Origin of the sequence: Streptomyces sp. NPDC014891, from assembly GCF_043081085.1 — a bacterium.
Classification (GTDB): Bacteria; Actinomycetota; Actinomycetes; order Streptomycetales; family Streptomycetaceae; genus Streptomyces.
The window spans coordinates 1-17550 of record NZ_JBIBWF010000008.1 but is presented as its reverse complement, the minus strand read 5'-3'; the positions used below and the strand labels follow the sequence as shown (position 1 = coordinate 17550).

Sequence of the window (17550 nt, the reverse complement as noted above, 5' to 3'; positions counted from 1 at the left end):
CCGTTGCCCGAGGCCCGATATCCGATGTCCAAAGCCCGATATCCGTCACCCGAAGCCCGATATCCGATGTCCGATGGCCGACGACCGAAATACTCTGCCGATTCTGTATTACGGTGCTGGAACTCGCAGGGCCTCGTTGGGGGAGAAGCATTGAGCGCTCGGATTTTGGTCGCCGAGGATGACGAGAAACAGTCTAGGCTGATCCGGATCTATCTGGAACGGGAGGGCAATGCGGTCCAGATCGTGGCCGACGGCCGCGCCGCGCTGGAGAAGGCGCGGTCGATTCGGCCGGATCTGATCGTGCTCGACGTGATGCTGCCCTACGTCGACGGACTCGACGTGTGCCGCATCCTGCGAGCCGAGCCGGGCACCGCGGACGTTCCCATCCTGCTGCTGACCGCCCGAACGACCGAGGAGGACATGCTCCTCGGGCTCGACCTCGGCGCGGACGACTATCTCACCAAGCCGTACAGCCCGCGCGAACTGACCGCGCGGGTAAGGGCACTGCTGCGGCGGGCCAGGAAGTCGGCGGCGGCCGGGACGACGCTGCTGCGGGTCGGCGAGGTGGAGCTGGACACCACACGGTTCGAGGCCCGGGTCGCGGGTCGACCGGTGGCGCTGACGGCGAAGGAGTTCTCCATCCTGGAGTCGCTGGCCCGCGAACCCGGGCGCGTCTTCACCCGGCCCCAGATCATCGAGCGGGTCTTCGGCTTCGACCAGGACGTGCTGGAGCGGACGGTCGACGCGCACGTGATGAACCTGCGGCGGAAGCTGGAGGTGCCGGGAGGCCCGAGACTGCTGGAGACGGTGTACGGACGGGGCTACCGGCTCGTCGACCGGACCTGAGCGGTTCAGCGGGGCAGGTCCGGGCGGGCGCCCAGGGTGATCGTGAACGTCGTGCCGGCCCCGACCGTACTGGCCACGTCGATGGTGCCCCTGTGGTCGGTGACGATCTGCCGGGCGATCGACAGGCCGAGGCCGCTGCCGCCCGTCGCCCGCCCTCGTGACGCGTCCGCCCGCCAGAAGCGGTTGAAGAGGTGCGGCAGGTGCTCCGGCGGTATCCCTTTGCCGGTGTCCCGCACCTCGACGACGGCCAGCTCGCCGTGCGGGACGAGGGCCAGTGTCACGCGCCCGCCGGGCGGCGTTGCGCGTAGCGCGTTGCCGACGAGGTTGCCGACGGCCTGACGGAGCCGGTCCGCGTCGGCGGTCACGTACACCGGGTGCGGGGCCTCCACATCCAACGCCACGCCCGCCGTTCCGGCGTGGGCACGGTAGGCGGTGCGAGTGGCTTCGAGGAGATCTCGCAGGTTGACCTCGGAGCGGTGGTACGTGAGCGCGCCGGCCTCGGCGAGCGCGAGGTCCTGGAGGTCGTCCACGATCCGCTGCTGGAGCAGTGCCTCCTCGTGGAGCGAGTCGAGCAGCTCGGGCGTGGGTTCGACGACCCCGTCCCGCAGCGCCTCCAGGTAGCCGCGCAGGTTGGCGAGCGGAGTGCGCAGCTCGTGCGCGATGTCGCCGGTGAGGCGGCGCTGGCGATCCTCGCCGGCCTGGATGGAGTCCGCCATGCGGTTGAACGCCCTGCCGAGGTGGGCGATCTCGTCCCGCCCGGTGACCGGGACACGGCGCTCCAGATCCCCCTCTCCGAGCCCTTCGGCGGCGAGTGTCATGGCCCGAACGGGCCGTAGCACGGCTCGGCTCAGCAGCAGCGCTCCGAGGATCGCAGCGAGCGCGACCCCGATGGCCACGGCGATGGCGGGGGCGGCGACGATCGTGGGTGGGGCCTCGTCCTGGTATCCGAGGCGCACTTCGAGAAGGGGTGGGGCGACGGAGGCGGTGCGCTCGTTGAAGACGCGTTGCAGGCAGGGGGCGAGCGGCTGGACAGCCGCGCACTCCTTGACGGCGGCCAGATCCAGGGATCGCTGAGGATCACGGCCGGGCTGCGGCTCCGCGCACTGGGGCGGCCGACTGCCGACATTGACCACGGGGATGCCCGTGCGGTCGGTCCGGACCGTCACATCCGCCCCTGCCAGGGTCAGACATGCCGCGTCGGCTGCCGCCGCACGGTATTCGACGATCGCCACCGCGGTCAGCTTCTCGACCGCGCTCGGTACCAGGCCCTGGTCGAATCGCAGCACGGGACGCGGGTCGACCAGAACGGGAGGCTGACTGCCCAGGAGACGTGCCTCGCGGCCCGCGAGGGTGTCGGAGTCGGCGAGCAGGACTCCGCTCTCCGTGGCGACCCGCACGCGCTGCCCGGTGTCCTTCGACAGCGCGCCGACCACCGGTGCGAAGCCCTCCCAGGTGCCATGCGCCAAGCCGTACGCGCGCAGCTCTTCGATGATGCGGGAGACGTCCATCCGGCCCGCCACGACGGCCTCCTGGACCTGCCGGTTGGCCTGTCGAAGGGTGAGCCAGGTGGTGGCGGCCGTGGCCGTCACGGCAATGAGCATCAGTACGCCCAGCACCCGAAGCCGAAAGCTCATCGCGCGGCTCCCGTCACGGGATTCGAGACGTGTGCGCTCACCAGGACTCCTTCGGTGTGGTTCACCCGAACCACGGGACCGTTGTCAGGCTGCGGGGAGGGTTCCACACGGGTGTGGAACCGGTCAATGAATCTCAGGAGTGACGAATTTTCACTCCAATCACTTCTAGGACAGTTACATAGCGAAACTAGTCAGTCCGCATCGGAATCATTTCTTCAGGGTCATTGACCGGTAACCGTTGTCGCGGCCGTCGCACTCCGGTTGGTGCGAAGGCTGCTGCATTCAACCTGGCAGTTGTCAGGCTCCTGAGTGCGGCGACGAAGAATGACATCACCAAGTGGGGGGTTTCGTAATGAAGCAACGACTCGCAGCAATTCTTCCCGCCGTCGCCATGGCGGCACTGGCCGTCCCGATGGTCACCGCCACCCCGGCCGCTGCGCACGCCAACTGCGGCACCGGCGCCTCGGACAAGGACGGCGGTTCGTGGGGCAAGTGGGCCGACGGCGCCAACGAGCGCAGCGGCTCCAGCACCAGCTGTGGCATCAACGGTGTGGCCTACTCCACCCACACGCTGGACTACCACTGCTACACGGTGGGCAACGACGGCAACACCTGGACCTACCTGCGCAACGACGCGACCAACATCACCGGTTGGATCCGGGACGACCTGCTGAGCAACGGTGGCAGCTTCACCCCGTGCTAATGACGCGCGAGCGCTGAGCACCTTGCGATAAGCGCGCAGCAGGGGCGGTCTCCCAGGAGGCCGCCCCTGCCTCGTACGGAATTCTCGGCGAAGTCTCGTGCGGGCGTCGCGGCTACTGGACACGCGCCGACTGTTCGGGTCATGTGCCGGACAGTGCCTCCGTCGGTGACAGCCGGCTCGCCCGGACCGCCGGGTACAGGCCGGCGATCACGCCGATGAGCAGTGTCGAGGCGACGCCGGCCGCGCTCGCCCAGACAGGAACGACCGTCGGCCAGTCCCGGCTGAAGGCGTACCCGGCCGTGATCAGCGTTCCGAGTACGGTTCCGCCGAGGCCGCCGATGAGCGACAGCAGCAGGGACTCCGTCACGAACTGGGTGCGGATCTGGCCCTTCGTCGCCCCGAGGGCCCGCCGCAGACCGATCTCCGGCCGGCGTTCCAGGACCGAGATGACCATGGTGTTGCCGACGCCGACCCCGCCGACCAGCAGCGCGACGCCGCCGAGGCCGAGCAGCAGCCCGGTGAACGCCGACTGGGTCGCCTCGCGGGCCGCGAGCGCGTCGGAGGGCCGGGAGATCTGCACCTCGCCGGGCTTCGCCGGATGGGCCGTGGCCGGGAGCACCGCACGCACCGACGTGACCTGGCTGTCCTCCGCCCGGACGTAGACCGTCGACGGATGCCCGTCGAAGCGGAGGTACGTCCTGGCCGCAGGCCAGCCGACCAGCGCGGCGCTGTCGAGTTCCGGCGCGAGCTGCACCTGGTCAAGGACGCCCACCAGCGAGAACCAGCGCCCGCCCAGCCAGACCCGGGTGCCCGGGGTGTACACGTCGAGCCGCTGGGCGGCTGTCGCGCCGAGCACGACGGCCGGGTACTCCTCCGTCGCGGAGTCCAGCCAGCGGCCCTTGCTGACGTGACCGCCGACGGCCGGGAGCAGGCCGGAGCCGACCGCCAGGACGTCGAGTGAGCCGGTGCGGCCGATGGCGATGCGGTCATTGCGGTAGACGTGTGCCCCCGTCGACCCGGTGGCGGCGACCTGCTCCACGGGTGGGATCCGTCCGATCATCGCCACGGACTCCACGGGGAGCTTGGCCTCGGCGCCGTCGAGAGTCTCTCCCGGCGCGACCCTCAGCAGGTTCGTGCCGAGTGCGTCCAACTGGCGGTCCACCTCGGCCTGTCCGGAGCCCGAGATGCCGACCACCGCGATCATGGCGGCAACGCCGATGGCGATGCCGAGCGCGGACAGGAAGACCCGCAGCGGTCGGGTCCGCAGGCCCGTCCCGCCGAGCCGGATGACGTCAGCGGGACCGAGCCGGGCGGCGCGCAGACCCGCCCGCCGCCGTGACGGGTTCCGGGCCCCGTCGGCCGTGGCCCCGGGCGGCAGCGCCCGGATCCGGACGGTCTCGGGGTCCGCCCCGCGGCCGCCCGGCCGGGAGGCGTCGGTCGTGGGGTCCGTCACCGTGGTGCCCCGATCGTCGTGCTCTGCGCGATGTCGGCGACCAGGCGTCCGTCTCGCATCTCGATGCGGCGGGGCAGCTCGGCGGCGATCTCACGGTCGTGGGTGATGACGACCACGGTCGTGCCCGCGGCGTTCAGCTCGCGGAGCAGTGCCAGCACCGCCGCGCCCGACGTCGAGTCGAGGTTGCCGGTCGGCTCGTCCGCCAGCAGCACCGACGGTCCGCCGACCACGGCGCGAGCCACGGCGACGCGCTGGCGCTCGCCGCCGGACAACTGGTGCGGGAGGTGATGGACGCGATGGCTGAGCCCGACCCGTTCCAGGGCGGCCGACGCCTTGGCCCGGCGGCGGCGCATGGGCACGCCCGCGTAGAGCAGTCCGTCCGCCACCGAGTCCAGTACGGGGACACCCACGGCGAGGTGGAACTGCTGGAAGACGAAGCCGATCCGGGTGGCCCTCAACGCGGAGACCTCCCGGTCCGAGAGGCCCGCGACATCGTGTCCGTCCACAAGGACCCGGCCGGAGGACGGGCGGTCGAGGCTGCCCATGAGGTTGAGCATGCTCGACTTGCCCGAGCCCGACGGGCCGACGATCGCGACGAGTTCGCCCCGTCCGATGCGGAGGCTCACGTCCCGTACGGCTGTCACACCGCCCGGATAGGCTTTGGAGACCGCGTCGAACTCGACAACGGTCGTCGCACCGCCGCTCATTCGGGAATCCTCACCTTCATGCCCTCGCGGACCGCGGTCCCGCTGACCTCGACGTTTCCGTCAGCGAACAGCCCGGTCTTCACGGCGACGAACCGGCCGTCCGCGGTCTCCAGGCCGTGTCCGCCCTCGGCGAGGGCGACGAGCGCGGACACGGGGACCGTCAGCACGTCCTTGACCTCCTTGCCCACGTACTCGACCGTGACGGGGCCGCTCTCCAGCCGGCCGACGGCTCCCTGGTCCTCGATGGCGACGGTCACGGGGATCGTGGCGGGCCTGCCCTGCCCGCCACCCTCGCCTCCGCCCTCGGGCGCCGTCGCCTGCTTGCCGATCGCCGCCACCCTGCCCTGCACGGGATCGCCGTTGGGCAGCGTCACCGTGACGGGTGCGTTGCGGACCGCCCAAGCGGCTTCGGCGGCGGAGGCGTTGACGGTCACCTTGCGAGTCGTTCCGGTGTACGTGAGGGTGTTCTCCCCGACGGTGGAGCCGAGCCGGGCGCCGGGCTGACCGATCCGTACCTTGCTCGCGGAGTAGATGACGTCTCCCACGTCGACCGCCCCGGTCTGTGCCACGCCGAGCGACTTCTGCCAACGCTTGACGGCGGCGGCCGTGAGGTTCGTGAACTTCTCGTCCACAGTGAAGCCGGTGTAGCCCAGGGCCGCGAGGTTCGTCTCGAACTGCATGACGTCCATGCCCCTGAGCTCACGTGGCACCTGGGAGGGGGCGGGGTTCCCTTCGGTTGCGGCGCTCCCCGGCGTCTCCGATCCGGAGGGGTTCGGGGACTTGCCGGCCGTCACCCCTCCACTGTCGTTCTGCTGTCGCCGGTCCGGAGCACCGCCGGCGGAGCCCGGCTCGTCCTCCTGGGCGGTCAGCCCCAGGGACCGGTACATGGGCAGGCTCCCGTACATGAGGACCACCGGCCGGTCGTCGACCCGGAGGAGTTCGTCTCCACGCTCGACCGTGGCACCCGTCTCGGGCAGCCAGGTCACGGTCCCCTGTGCCTTGACGGGCAGCGGAAGCTCTGTCCCGTACCCCAACTGGCCTTCCAAGGAGGCGCGTTCGGTCAGCGTCGCCCTGGATACCGAAACGACGGAGCCGGACCGGGGAGGGGCGGTCGGATCTCCGTCATCCCCGCCGCCGAGTCCGAGCGCGCCGACCACGGCGACTGCCGCCACCACGACGACGGCGGCGGCGATCAGCGCCGTACGCCGGCCCCGCGTGCCGCGCGGCGGCGTGGGCGCCCCTGGGGGCTCGTCATCGATGTGCGTCACCGTCTCGGTCATCGTCAGCCCTTGCCCGTCGGCGGGTCGGCCGGAGCGCCGATGATGGGGGCGCAGGTACGCGTCGCCCGCTGGGCACCGGCCGAGCTCTGGTCCCACCCCGGCGTACCGGAGTTGGTCTCGTCGCCGTAGCCGTCGGGGCCCGGGTCGGGGAAGTCCTGAGCACCGTTCTTCTGCATGCACTCGGCGTACTCACGCTTGGTCTTGATCTGCTCAGGGGTCAGCTTGGGGCGATTGGCCGCCTCGACGCTCTCGGGGACGGCGGGCTTCTTCGCGGAGCACTTCTTCGACGCGTCGATGAACTTGGGGTTCTTCTTGAGGGCGAGACCCTGCCCGGAGAGGTCGACCTGCCCGGTCTCGTCCGGGTCGGGGACGTCGACGCCGTTGTCGCGCATGCACGTCACCCACTCGCGCTGGCCCTTCACGTACGCGGTCAGTTCGTCCTCGCCGCCACCCCCGCCGCCGGCGTTCGCCCCCGCAGAGGCGGACGTGCCGCCACCTGCCGCCGAAGGGACCTTCGCGCCGCCGTCATCACTGCCGCAGCCGGTCAGCGCGAAGGCCAGGGCCGTCGCCGTCGCGGCCAGTAACACCCGGTTCATCCTCATCGACGCTCCCACTCCGCCTCTCCCGCCCGGCCGCGGATGCGGCGGACAAGGGGACGGTAGGCCGGGAACCATGAAGAACTCTTGAAGAACCTGTCACGCGATCATGTGACCTCTGAGCGCCCGGGCCCGGCAGACCTCACCGAGGCCGTGGGGTGAGAGGGGTCACACCCGGCAGGTCGGATGGAGGTCCACGACACGACCGAAGCCCCGAACACGACTGCCCGGCGGCTCTCCAGCCGACGGCGGTCGAACGGGTAGGCACCCCACGGACCTGACCAGCAGGGAAAAGCGAAACGGTCGGCATCGTGATCACGATGCCGACCGTTTCCTCGGTTTCCCGAGCTGGTGCGCGAGGGGGGAGTTGAACCCCCACGCCCTTTCGGGCACTGGAACCTGAATCCAGCGCGTCTGCCTATTCCGCCACCCGCGCATTGGGTGTGCTCCGGACTCTCTCACTTTTCGGTGGGAGCGCCTGGCGACATCTGAAGATTAGCACGTCGCAGACCGTGGATTCACATCCGTTGTTCGGCCTCCGCTCAGCCAGACCAAGGTGAGGGAGTGACAGACGGACGGAGGAGGGAAGGAGGGTCCTGGCAGCGCGTGCGGGAAGGCTGCGGGAGGGCCGCGCGAAGGCCGCGCGAAGGCCGTGCGCCGGCGCGGGGAGGACGCGGGCCGCGAGGAGCGGGGAAGCGGGATGGGAAGAGGGATGAAGAGGACGAGCCGGGAGAAGAGCGGACTCGGGAAGGAGCGGGATGTGTCACACCGGCCGATCGCGACCGTGCCGACCCGCCTGCCCGGGCGTCCCCGTCCCGGATCGCCCCGCTCAGCCCCGGGCCCGGCCCCCGGCCCACTCGCCGCAGCCCTGTCACCCACCGCTCGGCCGCTTCGGCCCGCTTCGGCTCGGCTCGTCCCGGCCTCGCGTCGGTCCGATCCGGCCTCGCGTCGGTCCGATCACACCGATCCGGCCCCGGTTCCACCCCGGAACGTCCCAATCCGCGCTCGATCCGCGCGGAGACACCGACCGAGCCCCCGCTCCCACAGCCGGGTGCGGGACACTGTCCACAGGCCGCCTCTACGATCCGTGGGGGAAGCCTGTGAGAGGTGACACTCGTCCACAGGGCAGAGAAGGGGAACCAGCCGATTTCCCGACGCGTGGATACGATCAGTAAGCAGTACCAGGACGACAACGACGGAGGAGGTGCCCCATGGGAGTGATGAAGCGTTTCGAGCAGCGTCTCGAAGGTCTGGTCAACGGCACCTTCGCCAAGGTGTTCAAGTCCGAGGTCCAGCCTGTCGAGATCGCCGGCGCGCTCCAGCGCGAGTGCGACAACAACGCGCAGATCTGGAACCGCGAGCGGACGGTCGTCCCCAACGACTTCATCGTGGAGCTGAGCGCGCCGGACTACGAGCGCCTCAGCCCCTACTCGGGTCAGCTCGGCGACGAGCTCGCCGGCCTGGTCAGGGACTACGCGAAGCAGCAGCGGTACACCTTCATGGGGCCGATCAAGGTCCACCTGGAGAAGGCCGAGGACCTGGACACGGGTCTGTACCGCGTGCGCAGCCGTACCCTGGCGTCGAGTACGTCACAGCCACAGCCGCCCGCGGGCGGCCAGCAGCCACACCAGCAGCAGGGCCAGGGACAGGGCCGCGGCGGATACGGGTACCCCCCGGCCGGCGCGCCTCCCATGCCCGCCTCCCCGCCTCCCGGCGGCCACCGGCCGGCGGCCGCGGCAGGAGGCCGTCCCACGGCCCCCGGCCCCGGTACGCACGGGGGAGCGGGCAGTCAGGTCCGCCGCTGGATCGAGATCAACGGCACCCGCCATCAGATCTCCCGCCCGACCCTGGTCCTCGGCCGCAGCACCGACGCGGACGTGAGGATCGACGATCCCGGCGTCTCCCGCCGGCACTGCGAGATCCGGACCGGAACGCCCTCGACGATCCAGGATCTGGGTTCCACCAACGGCATCGTGGTGGACGGGCAGCACACCACCCGCGCTACGCTCCGCGACGGCTCGCGGATCGTCGTGGGCAGCACCACCATCGTTTACCGGCAAGCCGAAGGGTGAAGCGGGGGCAATGTCAGAGCTGACCCTTACGGTCATGCGGTTGGGTTTCCTGGCCGTTCTGTGGCTGTTCGTCATCGTGGCCGTGCAGGTCATCCGCAGCGACCTCTTCGGTACGCGGGTCACCCAGCGCGGTTCGCGGCGCCAGGAGGCGCGACCCCAGCAGCAGCAGGCGCGGCAGGCCGCCGCGCCTCCGCAGCAGCGCGGCCAGCAGAGCGCGGGCGGTGGGCGGCAGCGCCGCGGCGCCCCGACCAAGCTGGTCGTGTCCGAGGGGACCCTCACCGGCACGACCGTCGCCCTCCAGGGGCAGACGATCACGCTGGGCCGGGCCCACGATTCGACGATCGTGCTGGACGACGACTACGCGTCCAGCAGGCACGCCAGGATCTACCCGGACCGGGACGGCCAGTGGATCGTCGAGGACCTCGGGTCCACGAACGGCACGTACCTCGACCGGGCCCGTCTCACCACCGCCACACCCATTCCGCTGGGCGCGCCGATCCGCATCGGCAAGACCGTCATCGAGCTGCGGAAGTAGTGCTACATCATGAATAGGCGCGAGCGGAGCGAGCGAGTCGGGACGGTCCCCGCCACAGTCCGTGGCGCGGGCCCGACCGGAGCGACTGGAGCGACCGGCGTGACCGGAGCGACCGGAGGGTGGGCAGTGTGGGTCGAGACCGGCTGTACCCCGATGCAGCGTCGACAGGGCAGGTGCGCATGACTCTGTCCCTGCGATTCGCCGCGGGTTCGCACAAGGGCATGATCCGCGAGGGGAACGAGGACTCCGGTTACGCCGGGCCCCGGCTCCTCGCGATCGCCGACGGCATGGGCGGCCAGGCCGCCGGCGAGGTCGCCTCGTCCGAGGTGATCTCCACCCTCGTCACGCTCGACGACGACGTGCCCGGCTCCGACATCCTCACCTCGCTCGGCACGGCGGTGCAGCGCGCCAACGACCAGCTCCGGATGATGGTCGAGGAGGACCCGCAACTGGAGGGCATGGGCACCACGCTCACCGCCCTGCTGTGGACGGGCCAGCGCCTCGGTCTGGTGCACGTCGGCGACTCGCGCGCCTATCTGCTCCGCGACGGTGTGCTGACCCAGATCACCCAGGACCACACCTGGGTCCAGCGGCTCGTCGACGAGGGCCGGATCACCGAGGAAGAGGCCACCACCCATCCGCAGCGCTCGCTCCTCATGCGGGCACTCGGCAGCGGCGACCACGTCGAACCCGACCTGTCCATCCGTGAGGTCCGGGCCGGCGACCGCTACCTGATCTGCTCCGACGGCCTGTCCGGCGTGGTGTCGCACCAGACGCTGGAGGACACCCTCGCCAGCTACCAGGGCCCCCAGGAGACCGTGCAGGAGCTGATCCAGCTCGCCCTGCGCGGCGGCGGCCCCGACAACATCACGGTGATCGTCGCCGACGTCCTGGACGTCGACGGCGGCGACACCCTCGCCGGCCACCTCAGCGACACCCCGGTCATCGTCGGCGCGGTCGCCGAGAACCAGGCCGCGCAGCTGAGCGACGGCGGCGCGATGCAGACCCCGGCCGGCCGGGCCTCGGGACTCGGCCGCCCCGCCCCGCACCAGCAGCCGCCCGCCGGCGGGTTCGGCCCGCCCGGAAGCGGCGAGGGCCACGGCTACGGCGGGATGCCCCCGCAGGGCTCCTTCGAGTCGTACACCGAGGACGACTTCGTGAAGCCGCGCAAGGGCCGCAAGTGGCTCAAGCGCACCTTCTTCCTCGTCCTCGTCCTCGCGATCATCGGCGGCGGCCTCTACGGCGGCTGGCGCTGGACGCAGACCCAGTACTTCGTCGGGTCCAAGGACCAGCACGTGGCCCTGTACCAGGGCATCAGCCAGGACCTGGCCTGGGTCTCGCTGTCGAAGGTCGAGAAGGACCACCCCGAGATCGAACTCAAGTACCTCCCCGCCTACCAGCAGAAGCAGGTCGAGGACACGATCACGGGCGGCAGCCTCGCCAAGGCCCAGACGAAGATCGCCGAGCTGGCCGTGCAGGCCTCCGCCTGCAAGAAGACCGCGGAGCGCCGCGCCGCCGCCGAGAAGGCGGCCGACCAGGCGAGCAAGCCGCCGGCCGACGGCACCACCCCCGACCCCAAGCCCACCACAGCCGCTCCGACCCCGGGTCCCACCCTCACCGCGGAGGAGCAGAAGCTGGCCTCGAACTGCGGCAAGCAGTAAGCACCCGTAGGGGGCCTTTCACCACCATGAGCGTTGTCACCAACACGACCACCATCGGCGCGATCGAAGCGCCGAGCCGCCGCAACACCGAGCTGGCGCTGCTGGCGTTCGCCGTCGTCATCCCGGTGTTCGCCTACCTCAACGTGGGCCTGGCCATCGACGGCAAGGTCCCGGCCGGCATGGCCGGATACGGGCTGGGACTCGCCCTGCTGGCGGGAGTCGCGCACCTGGTGGTGCGGAAGTGGGCCCCGTACGCGGACCCGCTGCTGCTGCCCCTGGCGACCCTGCTCAACGGCATGGGCCTGGTGCTGATCTGGCGACTGGACCAGTCGCCGCGGCTGATCGCCACGTCGATGCGCCGGTACAACTCGTTCAGCCCCGACGCTCCCAGCCAGATGATGTACTCGGCGATCGGCATCGCCATGTTCGTCGGCGTGCTGCTGCTGCTCAAGGACCACCGCGTCCTCCAGCGCTACACGTACATCTCGATGGCGGTCTCCCTCGTCCTGCTGCTGCTTCCGCTCGTTCCGGGCCTCGGGACGGACGTCTTCGGCGCCAAGATCTGGATCAACGTCGGTGGCTTCTCGATCCAGCCCGGTGAGTTCGCCAAGCTGGTCCTGGCCGTGTTCTTCTCCGGCTATCTGATGGTGAAGCGGGACGCGCTGGCGCTGGCAAGCCGCCGCTTCATGGGGCTCTACCTGCCACGCGGCCGTGACCTCGGCCCGATCATCACGATCTGGGCGGTCAGCCTCCTCATCCTGGTCTTCGAGAACGACCTCGGCACCTCGCTGCTGTTCTTCGGCATGTTCGTGATCATGCTGTACGTGGCGACGGAGCGGACCAGCTGGATCGTCATGGGTCTGCTGATGGCCGTCGCCGGCGCCGTGGTCGTCGGCTCCACGGCGAGCCACGTGCAGTCCCGTGTGGCGGCCTGGCTCGACCCCTTCTCGTGCCTGGAGACAGCCACGGACCCCAACATGCTGAACGCCTGTGACCAGATGACCCAGGTACTGATGTCGCTCGGTTCCGGCGGCATCCTCGGCACGGGTCTCGGCCAGGGCAACTCGGACCTCATCGGCTTCGCCGCCAACTCCGACTTCATCTTCGCCACCGTCGGCGAGGAGCTCGGCCTCGCCGGTGTGATGGTCTTCCTGCTCCTCTACGGGCTGATCGTCGAGCGCGGCATCCGCACCTCCCTCGCCGCCCGCGATCCCTTCGGCAAGCTGCTCGCGATGGGCCTCTCCGGCGCGTTCGCGCTCCAGGTCTTCGTCGTCGCCGGCGGTGTGATGGGCCTCATCCCGCTCACCGGTATGACGATGCCGTTCCTCGCGTACGGCGGATCCTCGGTGATCGCCAACTGGGCCCTGATCGGCATCCTGATCCGGATCAGCGACACCGCGCGCCGCCCGGCGCCCGCGCCCGCCCCGTCCCCCGACGCCGAGATGACCCAGGTGGTCCGTCCGTGAACAAGCCCCTGCGGCGGGTCGCCATCTTCTGCGGCCTGCTCATCCTCGCCCTGCTCCTGCGGGACAACTGGGTTCAGTTCGTCCGCGCGGACGAACTGAACTCGCACCCCAAGAACACCCGTGTCCGTATCGAGCGCTACGCCAACGAACGCGGCAACATCATCGTCGACGGCAAGCCGATCACCGGATCCGTGGACTCCAAGGACCCGTACTACAAGTTCAAGCGCACCTACGTCGACGGCCCCATGTGGGCCCCGGTGACCGGCTACGCCTCGCAGGCGTACGACGCCAACCAGATCGAGAAGATCGAGGACGGCATCCTCACCGGCAACGACGACCGGCTCTTCTTCGACCGCACGCTGTCGATGTTCACCGGCGACAAGAAGAAGGGCGGCGACGTCGTCACCACCCTCAACGGGGCGGCCCAGAAGGCCGCCTTCGAGGGCCTCGGTGACAAGACCGGCGCCGTCGTGGCCATCGAGCCGTCCACCGGCAAGATCCTCGCGCTCGCCTCCACCCCCTCGTACGACCCCTCCTCGTTCGCCGGCTACTCCGCCAAGGACGAGAAGGCCTGGGTCGCCCTCGAGAAGGACAAGAACAAGCCCAAGCAGAACCGCGCGATCCGTGAGATCTACCCGCCCGGCTCCGTCTTCAAGGTCGTGACCGCCGCCGCCGCCCTGGAGAACGGCAAGGTCAAGGACATCGACGCGAAGACCGACACCCCCGACGGCTGGAAGATCCCCCTCTCCAACCGGGAGATGATCAACCACGCCCAGGGCTGCGCCAACGCCAGCCTGAAGCGCGCCCTCGACATCTCCTGCAACTCCGTCTTCGCGAAGCTCGGCGACGACGTCGGCGTCGAGAAGATGAACGAGATGGCCGAGAAGTTCGGCTTCAACGCCGAGCAGTTCACCCCGGTCCGCTCCTCCGCCTCCGTCTACGACAAGAAGGCGGACCGCGGCGGCAACGCGCTCTCCTCCATCGGCCAGTTCAACACCGCGACGACCCCGCTCCAGATGGCGATGGTCACAGCGGCGATCGCCAACGACGGCAAGCTGATGAAGCCGTACATGATCGACGAGCTGCGCGCCCCCAACGTCGACCTGCTCAAGAAGACCGAGCCGGAGGAGATGAGCCGCCCGGTCTCGCAGGAGAACGCGCAGCTGCTCCAGGAGATGATGGAGAGCGTCGTCACCAACGGCACCGGCGGCAACGCCGACCTGAACATGGACGGCGTCAAGGTCGGCGGCAAGACGGGTACGGCCCAGCACGGCGACAAGAACGCCAAGCGTCCCTACGCCTGGTTCATCTCGTACGCGAAGACCGCCGAGGGCTCCCCGGTCGCGGTCGCCGTGATCGTCGAGGACTCGGCGGGCACCTCGCGTGAGGACATCAGCGGTGGCGGGCTCGCGGCCCCCATCGCGAAGGCCGTGATGAAGGCGGTTCTGAAGACCCGGAGCTGACGTCCCGGCTCCGTTCATGCCAGGTACCGGTCAGGTATCAGCTACCGGCCCCGGGCGGAACGTCTCCCCGGGGCCGGTACCGTATCCGCGAACAGCACACACCGCCGGACCACCCATGGGTGCGGTCGGGACAGACGGAGAGGGCTGGATTAGCTATGGAAGAGCCGCGTCGCCTCGGCGGCCGGTACGAGCTGGGCTCGGTGCTCGGCCGTGGTGGCATGGCCGAGGTGTACCTCGGGCAGGACACCCGGCTCGGCCGCACCGTCGCCGTGAAGACGCTGCGGGCCGACCTGGCCCGTGACCCGTCCTTCCAGGCCCGGTTCCGCCGTGAGGCACAGTCCGCCGCCTCGCTGAACCATCCGGCGATCGTCGCGGTCTACGACACCGGCGAGGACTACGTCGACGGGGTCTCCATCCCGTACATCGTGATGGAGTACGTCGACGGGTCGACCCTGCGTGAGCTGCTGCACTCCGGGCGCAAGCTGCTGCCCGAGCGCACCCTCGAGATGACGGTCGGCATCCTCCAGGCCCTGGAGTACTCGCACCGCGCCGGCATCGTGCACCGTGACATCAAGCCGGCGAACGTCATGCTGACGCGCACCGGCCAGGTCAAGGTCATGGACTTCGGCATCGCGCGCGCCATGGGCGACGCGGGCATGACCATGACGCAGACCGCCGCGGTCATCGGCACGGCTCAGTACCTCTCCCCCGAGCAGGCCAAGGGCGAGCAGGTCGACGCCCGCTCCGACCTGTACTCCACGGGCTGCCTGCTGTACGAGCTCCTCACCGTCCGCCCCCCGTTCATCGGCGACTCCCCGGTCGCGGTCGCGTACCAGCACGTGCGCGAGGAGCCGCAGCCGCCGAGCAACTTCGACCACGAGATCACGCCCGAGATGGACGCGATCGTCCTCAAGGCGCTGGTCAAGGACCCCGACTACCGCTACCAGTCCGCCGACGAGATGCGCGCGGACATCGAGGCCTGCCTCGACGGTCAGCCGGTCGCGGCAGCCGCCGCGATGGGCATGGGGATGGGCATGGCGGCGCCCTCGTACGGCGGCGGCTACGGCGGCTACCCCGAGGACCAGCCGACGACGGCGCTGCGCCAGGCCGACCCGGCAGGCCAGACCTCGATGCTGCCCCCGATCAACGGGGACGACGGCGGCTACGGCTACGACGACCGTCCGGACCGCCGCCGCGGTGGCCCGAAGAAGTCGAACACCTCGACGATCCTGCTGGCCCTCGCGGGCATCCTGGTCCTCGTCGGCGCCATCTTCATCGGTGTCTCGCTGTTCGACAAGAAGGACGGCACCCGCCAGATCACCGTGCCGCAGCTGGTCGGCCAGACCGTCGCGGTGGCGACGGAACGGGCGACCAACGCCGAGGTGAAGGTGCAGGAGGCCGGCACCGAGCGCTGCGACCAGCCCAAGGGCACGATCTGCCGCCAGGTGCCGGTCGCGGACAACACCGCGAAGATGGACACCGGCAGCACGATCCAGGTGTTCGTCTCCGAGGGCGCCCCGCTGGCCGAGGTCCCGGACGTGCAGGAGCAGTCCCAGGAGCGCGCCGAGAAGACCCTGAAGGACAAGGGCTTCAAGGTGAAGGTCGAGCAGGAGGAGTCCGACGAGGACCCGGGCACGGTCCTGCGCCAGAACCCCGACGGCGGCACCAAGGCGGAGCGCAACTCCGAGGTGACGATCACCGTCGCGAAGCAGAAGCTGCTGCAGCTCCCCGACGTGAAGACGCGGAGCTACGACCAGGCCGTCCAGCAGCTGAACGGGGTCGGCTTCACCAACATCACCAGGGAGGACGTCGACTCCGACCAGCCCGCGGGCACCGTCGTCGACCAGACCCCGCAGGGCCCCTCGGACCAGTCCAAGGAGACCCAGATCACGCTGAAGGTCTCCAAGGGCCCGCAGCAGACGCAGGTCCAGATCCCCGGCGGCCTGACCGGCAAGCCGTTCAAGGAGGTCAGGGACCTCCTGCAGGGCTTGGGCCTGACCGTCGTCCAGAAGGGTTCGGACAAGGAGGACGCCATGGTCCTCAGCACGAACCCGCCGGAGGGCTCCACGGTCCCGACCACGCAGCCGATCACCGTCATGACGCTCGGCGGAGGCGGCGGCAACGGCGGGAACGGTGGGAACGACGGCAACGGAGACAACGGGGACAACGGCGGCGTCGGCGGCATCTTCGGCTGACGCCCGAGCGGTGACCCGCGGGAACGCGGAGGGCCCCGGCAACCAGTGGTTGCCGGGGCCCTCCCCTGTCTCCACCTGCCGGCCCGGGTCGCCCGGCCTCGCCCGGCCCAGGTCCGCCCGGCCTCGCCCGGCTCAGCGCAGTTCGGCCGGCGGCGTCCGGTCGCGGTCGACCTTCTCCGTGCGCTCCAGCTCGCCCCAGACGATGTACCGGTAGTCGGAGGTGTACATGGGAGTGCAGGTCGTCAGCGTGATGAACCGGCCGGGCTTCGTCTTCCCCGACTCCTCGGGGACGGGCTGGAGGACGTCCACGTTGTACTTCGTGGTCTCCGGCAGCGTCTTGTAGACCTTGTAGACGTACCAGGTGTCCTTGGACTCGAAGACGATCGGGTCGCCGTTCTTCAACTTGTGGATGTTGTGGAACTTGGCGCCGTGTCCGTCCCGGTGCGCGGCGAGCGTGAAGTTGCCCTGCTTGTCCTGCGGGAGCGCGGACTTGATCGGATCGGTGTAGTAGCCGGCGACGCCGTTGTTGAGGATGGAGCTCTGGGTGCCCTGCTTGACCAGCACCTCGCCGTTGCCCATCGCCGGCACGTGGAGGAAGCCGATGCCGTCCTTGGTGTCGAGCGCGCCGGGTCCGTCGGCCCAGCGGTCGCGGACCTGGGCGCCGTCCTTGTCGGCGGCGCGGTCGGCGAGGACGTTCGTCCACCACAGCGAGTAGACGACGAAGAGGCCGAGCACCAGGCCCGCCGTGATGAGGAGTTCACCGAAGAGGCTGATGACTCCGGCGATCCGATTACGCACGCGTGCCACTTGGTCGTCCCGTCGTCCCGTCCGGAGGTGTGGGGACTCAGCCTACGAGCGCTTTCGGCTTTCCCTGACTGCGCGGGCGTTCTTCGACGAGCCGGCCCCACACGATCATGCGGTAGGTGCTGGTGAACTCGG

Annotated in this window: 14 protein-coding genes, 1 tRNA gene and 1 pseudogene; 8 read left to right on the top strand and 8 right to left on the bottom strand. The window is 69.8% G+C overall.

Going from position 1 to position 17550, the window contains the following annotated elements; translation table 11 throughout:
- Nucleotides 1-150: 150 nt before the first annotated feature.
- Nucleotides 151-846 (top strand): response regulator transcription factor, encoded by a 696-nt coding sequence (locus ACF09E_RS22730; RefSeq protein ID WP_392206751.1) that lies wholly within the window; start codon nt 151-153, stop codon nt 844-846.
- Nucleotides 847-851: 5 nt separating this feature from the next.
- On the opposite strand, the gene ACF09E_RS22725 is transcribed toward ACF09E_RS22730, so the two are convergent.
- Nucleotides 852-2480 (bottom strand): sensor histidine kinase, encoded by a 1629-nt coding sequence (locus ACF09E_RS22725; RefSeq protein ID WP_392206750.1) that lies wholly within the window; start codon nt 2478-2480, stop codon nt 852-854.
- Between the two features lie 352 nt (nt 2481-2832).
- Between ACF09E_RS22725 and ACF09E_RS22720 the strand changes: the two genes are divergently transcribed.
- Nucleotides 2833-3183: an SH3 domain-containing protein gene (locus ACF09E_RS22720; protein ID WP_392206749.1), complete on the top strand. Its 351-nt coding sequence runs from the start codon at nt 2833-2835 to the stop codon at nt 3181-3183.
- Nucleotides 3184-3322: 139 nt separating this feature from the next.
- On the opposite strand, the gene ACF09E_RS22715 is transcribed toward ACF09E_RS22720, so the two are convergent.
- The 5 genes from ACF09E_RS22715 to ACF09E_RS22695 all read right to left on the bottom strand — a co-directional run bounded on the left by ACF09E_RS22715 (nt 3323) and on the right by ACF09E_RS22695 (nt 7655).
- Nucleotides 3323-4561 carry an ABC transporter permease gene (locus tag ACF09E_RS22715; protein WP_392207064.1) on the bottom strand — a complete coding sequence of 413 codons (1239 nt, stop codon included), beginning with the start codon at nt 4559-4561 and terminating at the stop codon, nt 3323-3325.
- Between the two features lie 71 nt (nt 4562-4632).
- Entirely contained in the window at nt 4633-5343 is a 711-nt protein-coding gene (locus ACF09E_RS22710; protein WP_392206748.1) for an ABC transporter ATP-binding protein, read from the bottom strand.
- Nucleotides 5340-6623, bottom strand: a complete 1284-nt coding sequence (locus ACF09E_RS22705; protein WP_392206747.1) for a peptidoglycan-binding protein — start codon at nt 6621-6623, stop codon at nt 5340-5342. Before ACF09E_RS22705 ends, ACF09E_RS22710 begins: the two co-directional genes overlap by 4 nt.
- Before the next feature lie 2 nt (nt 6624-6625).
- Nucleotides 6626-7219, bottom strand: coding sequence for a hypothetical protein (locus tag ACF09E_RS22700; RefSeq protein WP_392206746.1), 594 nt, complete (start codon nt 7217-7219; stop codon nt 6626-6628).
- 349 nt (nt 7220-7568) lie between these two features.
- Nucleotides 7569-7655 (bottom strand) — tRNA-Leu (locus tag ACF09E_RS22695).
- Nucleotides 7656-8430: 775 nt separating this feature from the next.
- Here ACF09E_RS22695 and ACF09E_RS22690 point away from each other — a divergent pair.
- The 6 genes from ACF09E_RS22690 (at nt 8431) to pknB (ending at nt 16611) form a co-directional block, all read left to right on the top strand.
- Nucleotides 8431-9291 (top strand): FhaA domain-containing protein, encoded by an 861-nt coding sequence (locus ACF09E_RS22690; RefSeq protein ID WP_388802038.1) that lies wholly within the window; start codon nt 8431-8433, stop codon nt 9289-9291.
- 10 nt (nt 9292-9301) lie between these two features.
- The gene (locus ACF09E_RS22685; RefSeq protein ID WP_148003379.1) at nt 9302-9826 is read left to right on the top strand and encodes an FHA domain-containing protein; all 525 of its coding nucleotides are present in this window, start codon (nt 9302-9304) and stop codon (nt 9824-9826) included.
- Between the two features lie 179 nt (nt 9827-10005).
- The gene (locus tag ACF09E_RS22680; protein ID WP_392206745.1) at nt 10006-11487 is read left to right on the top strand and encodes a Stp1/IreP family PP2C-type Ser/Thr phosphatase; all 1482 of its coding nucleotides are present in this window, start codon (nt 10006-10008) and stop codon (nt 11485-11487) included.
- A 26-nt stretch (nt 11488-11513) separates the two neighbouring features.
- Nucleotides 11514-12953, top strand: coding sequence for an FtsW/RodA/SpoVE family cell cycle protein (locus ACF09E_RS22675; protein ID WP_388802046.1), 1440 nt, complete (start codon nt 11514-11516; stop codon nt 12951-12953).
- Nucleotides 12950-14416 carry a peptidoglycan D,D-transpeptidase FtsI family protein gene (locus tag ACF09E_RS22670; RefSeq protein WP_392206744.1) on the top strand — a complete coding sequence of 489 codons (1467 nt, stop codon included), beginning with the start codon at nt 12950-12952 and terminating at the stop codon, nt 14414-14416. Before ACF09E_RS22675 ends, ACF09E_RS22670 begins: the two co-directional genes overlap by 4 nt.
- Before the next feature lie 155 nt (nt 14417-14571).
- The gene (gene pknB / locus ACF09E_RS22665) at nt 14572-16611 is read left to right on the top strand and encodes a Stk1 family PASTA domain-containing Ser/Thr kinase (RefSeq protein ID WP_392206743.1); all 2040 of its coding nucleotides are present in this window, start codon (nt 14572-14574) and stop codon (nt 16609-16611) included.
- A 132-nt stretch (nt 16612-16743) separates the two neighbouring features.
- On the opposite strand, the gene ACF09E_RS22660 is transcribed toward pknB, so the two are convergent.
- Both ACF09E_RS22660 and ACF09E_RS22655 read right to left on the bottom strand, forming a co-directional pair.
- Nucleotides 16744-17418, bottom strand: a complete 675-nt coding sequence (locus ACF09E_RS22660; protein WP_392206742.1) for a class E sortase — start codon at nt 17416-17418, stop codon at nt 16744-16746.
- A 37-nt stretch (nt 17419-17455) separates the two neighbouring features.
- A pseudogene (locus ACF09E_RS22655) lies at nt 17456-17550 on the bottom strand (class E sortase); the annotation flags it as partial.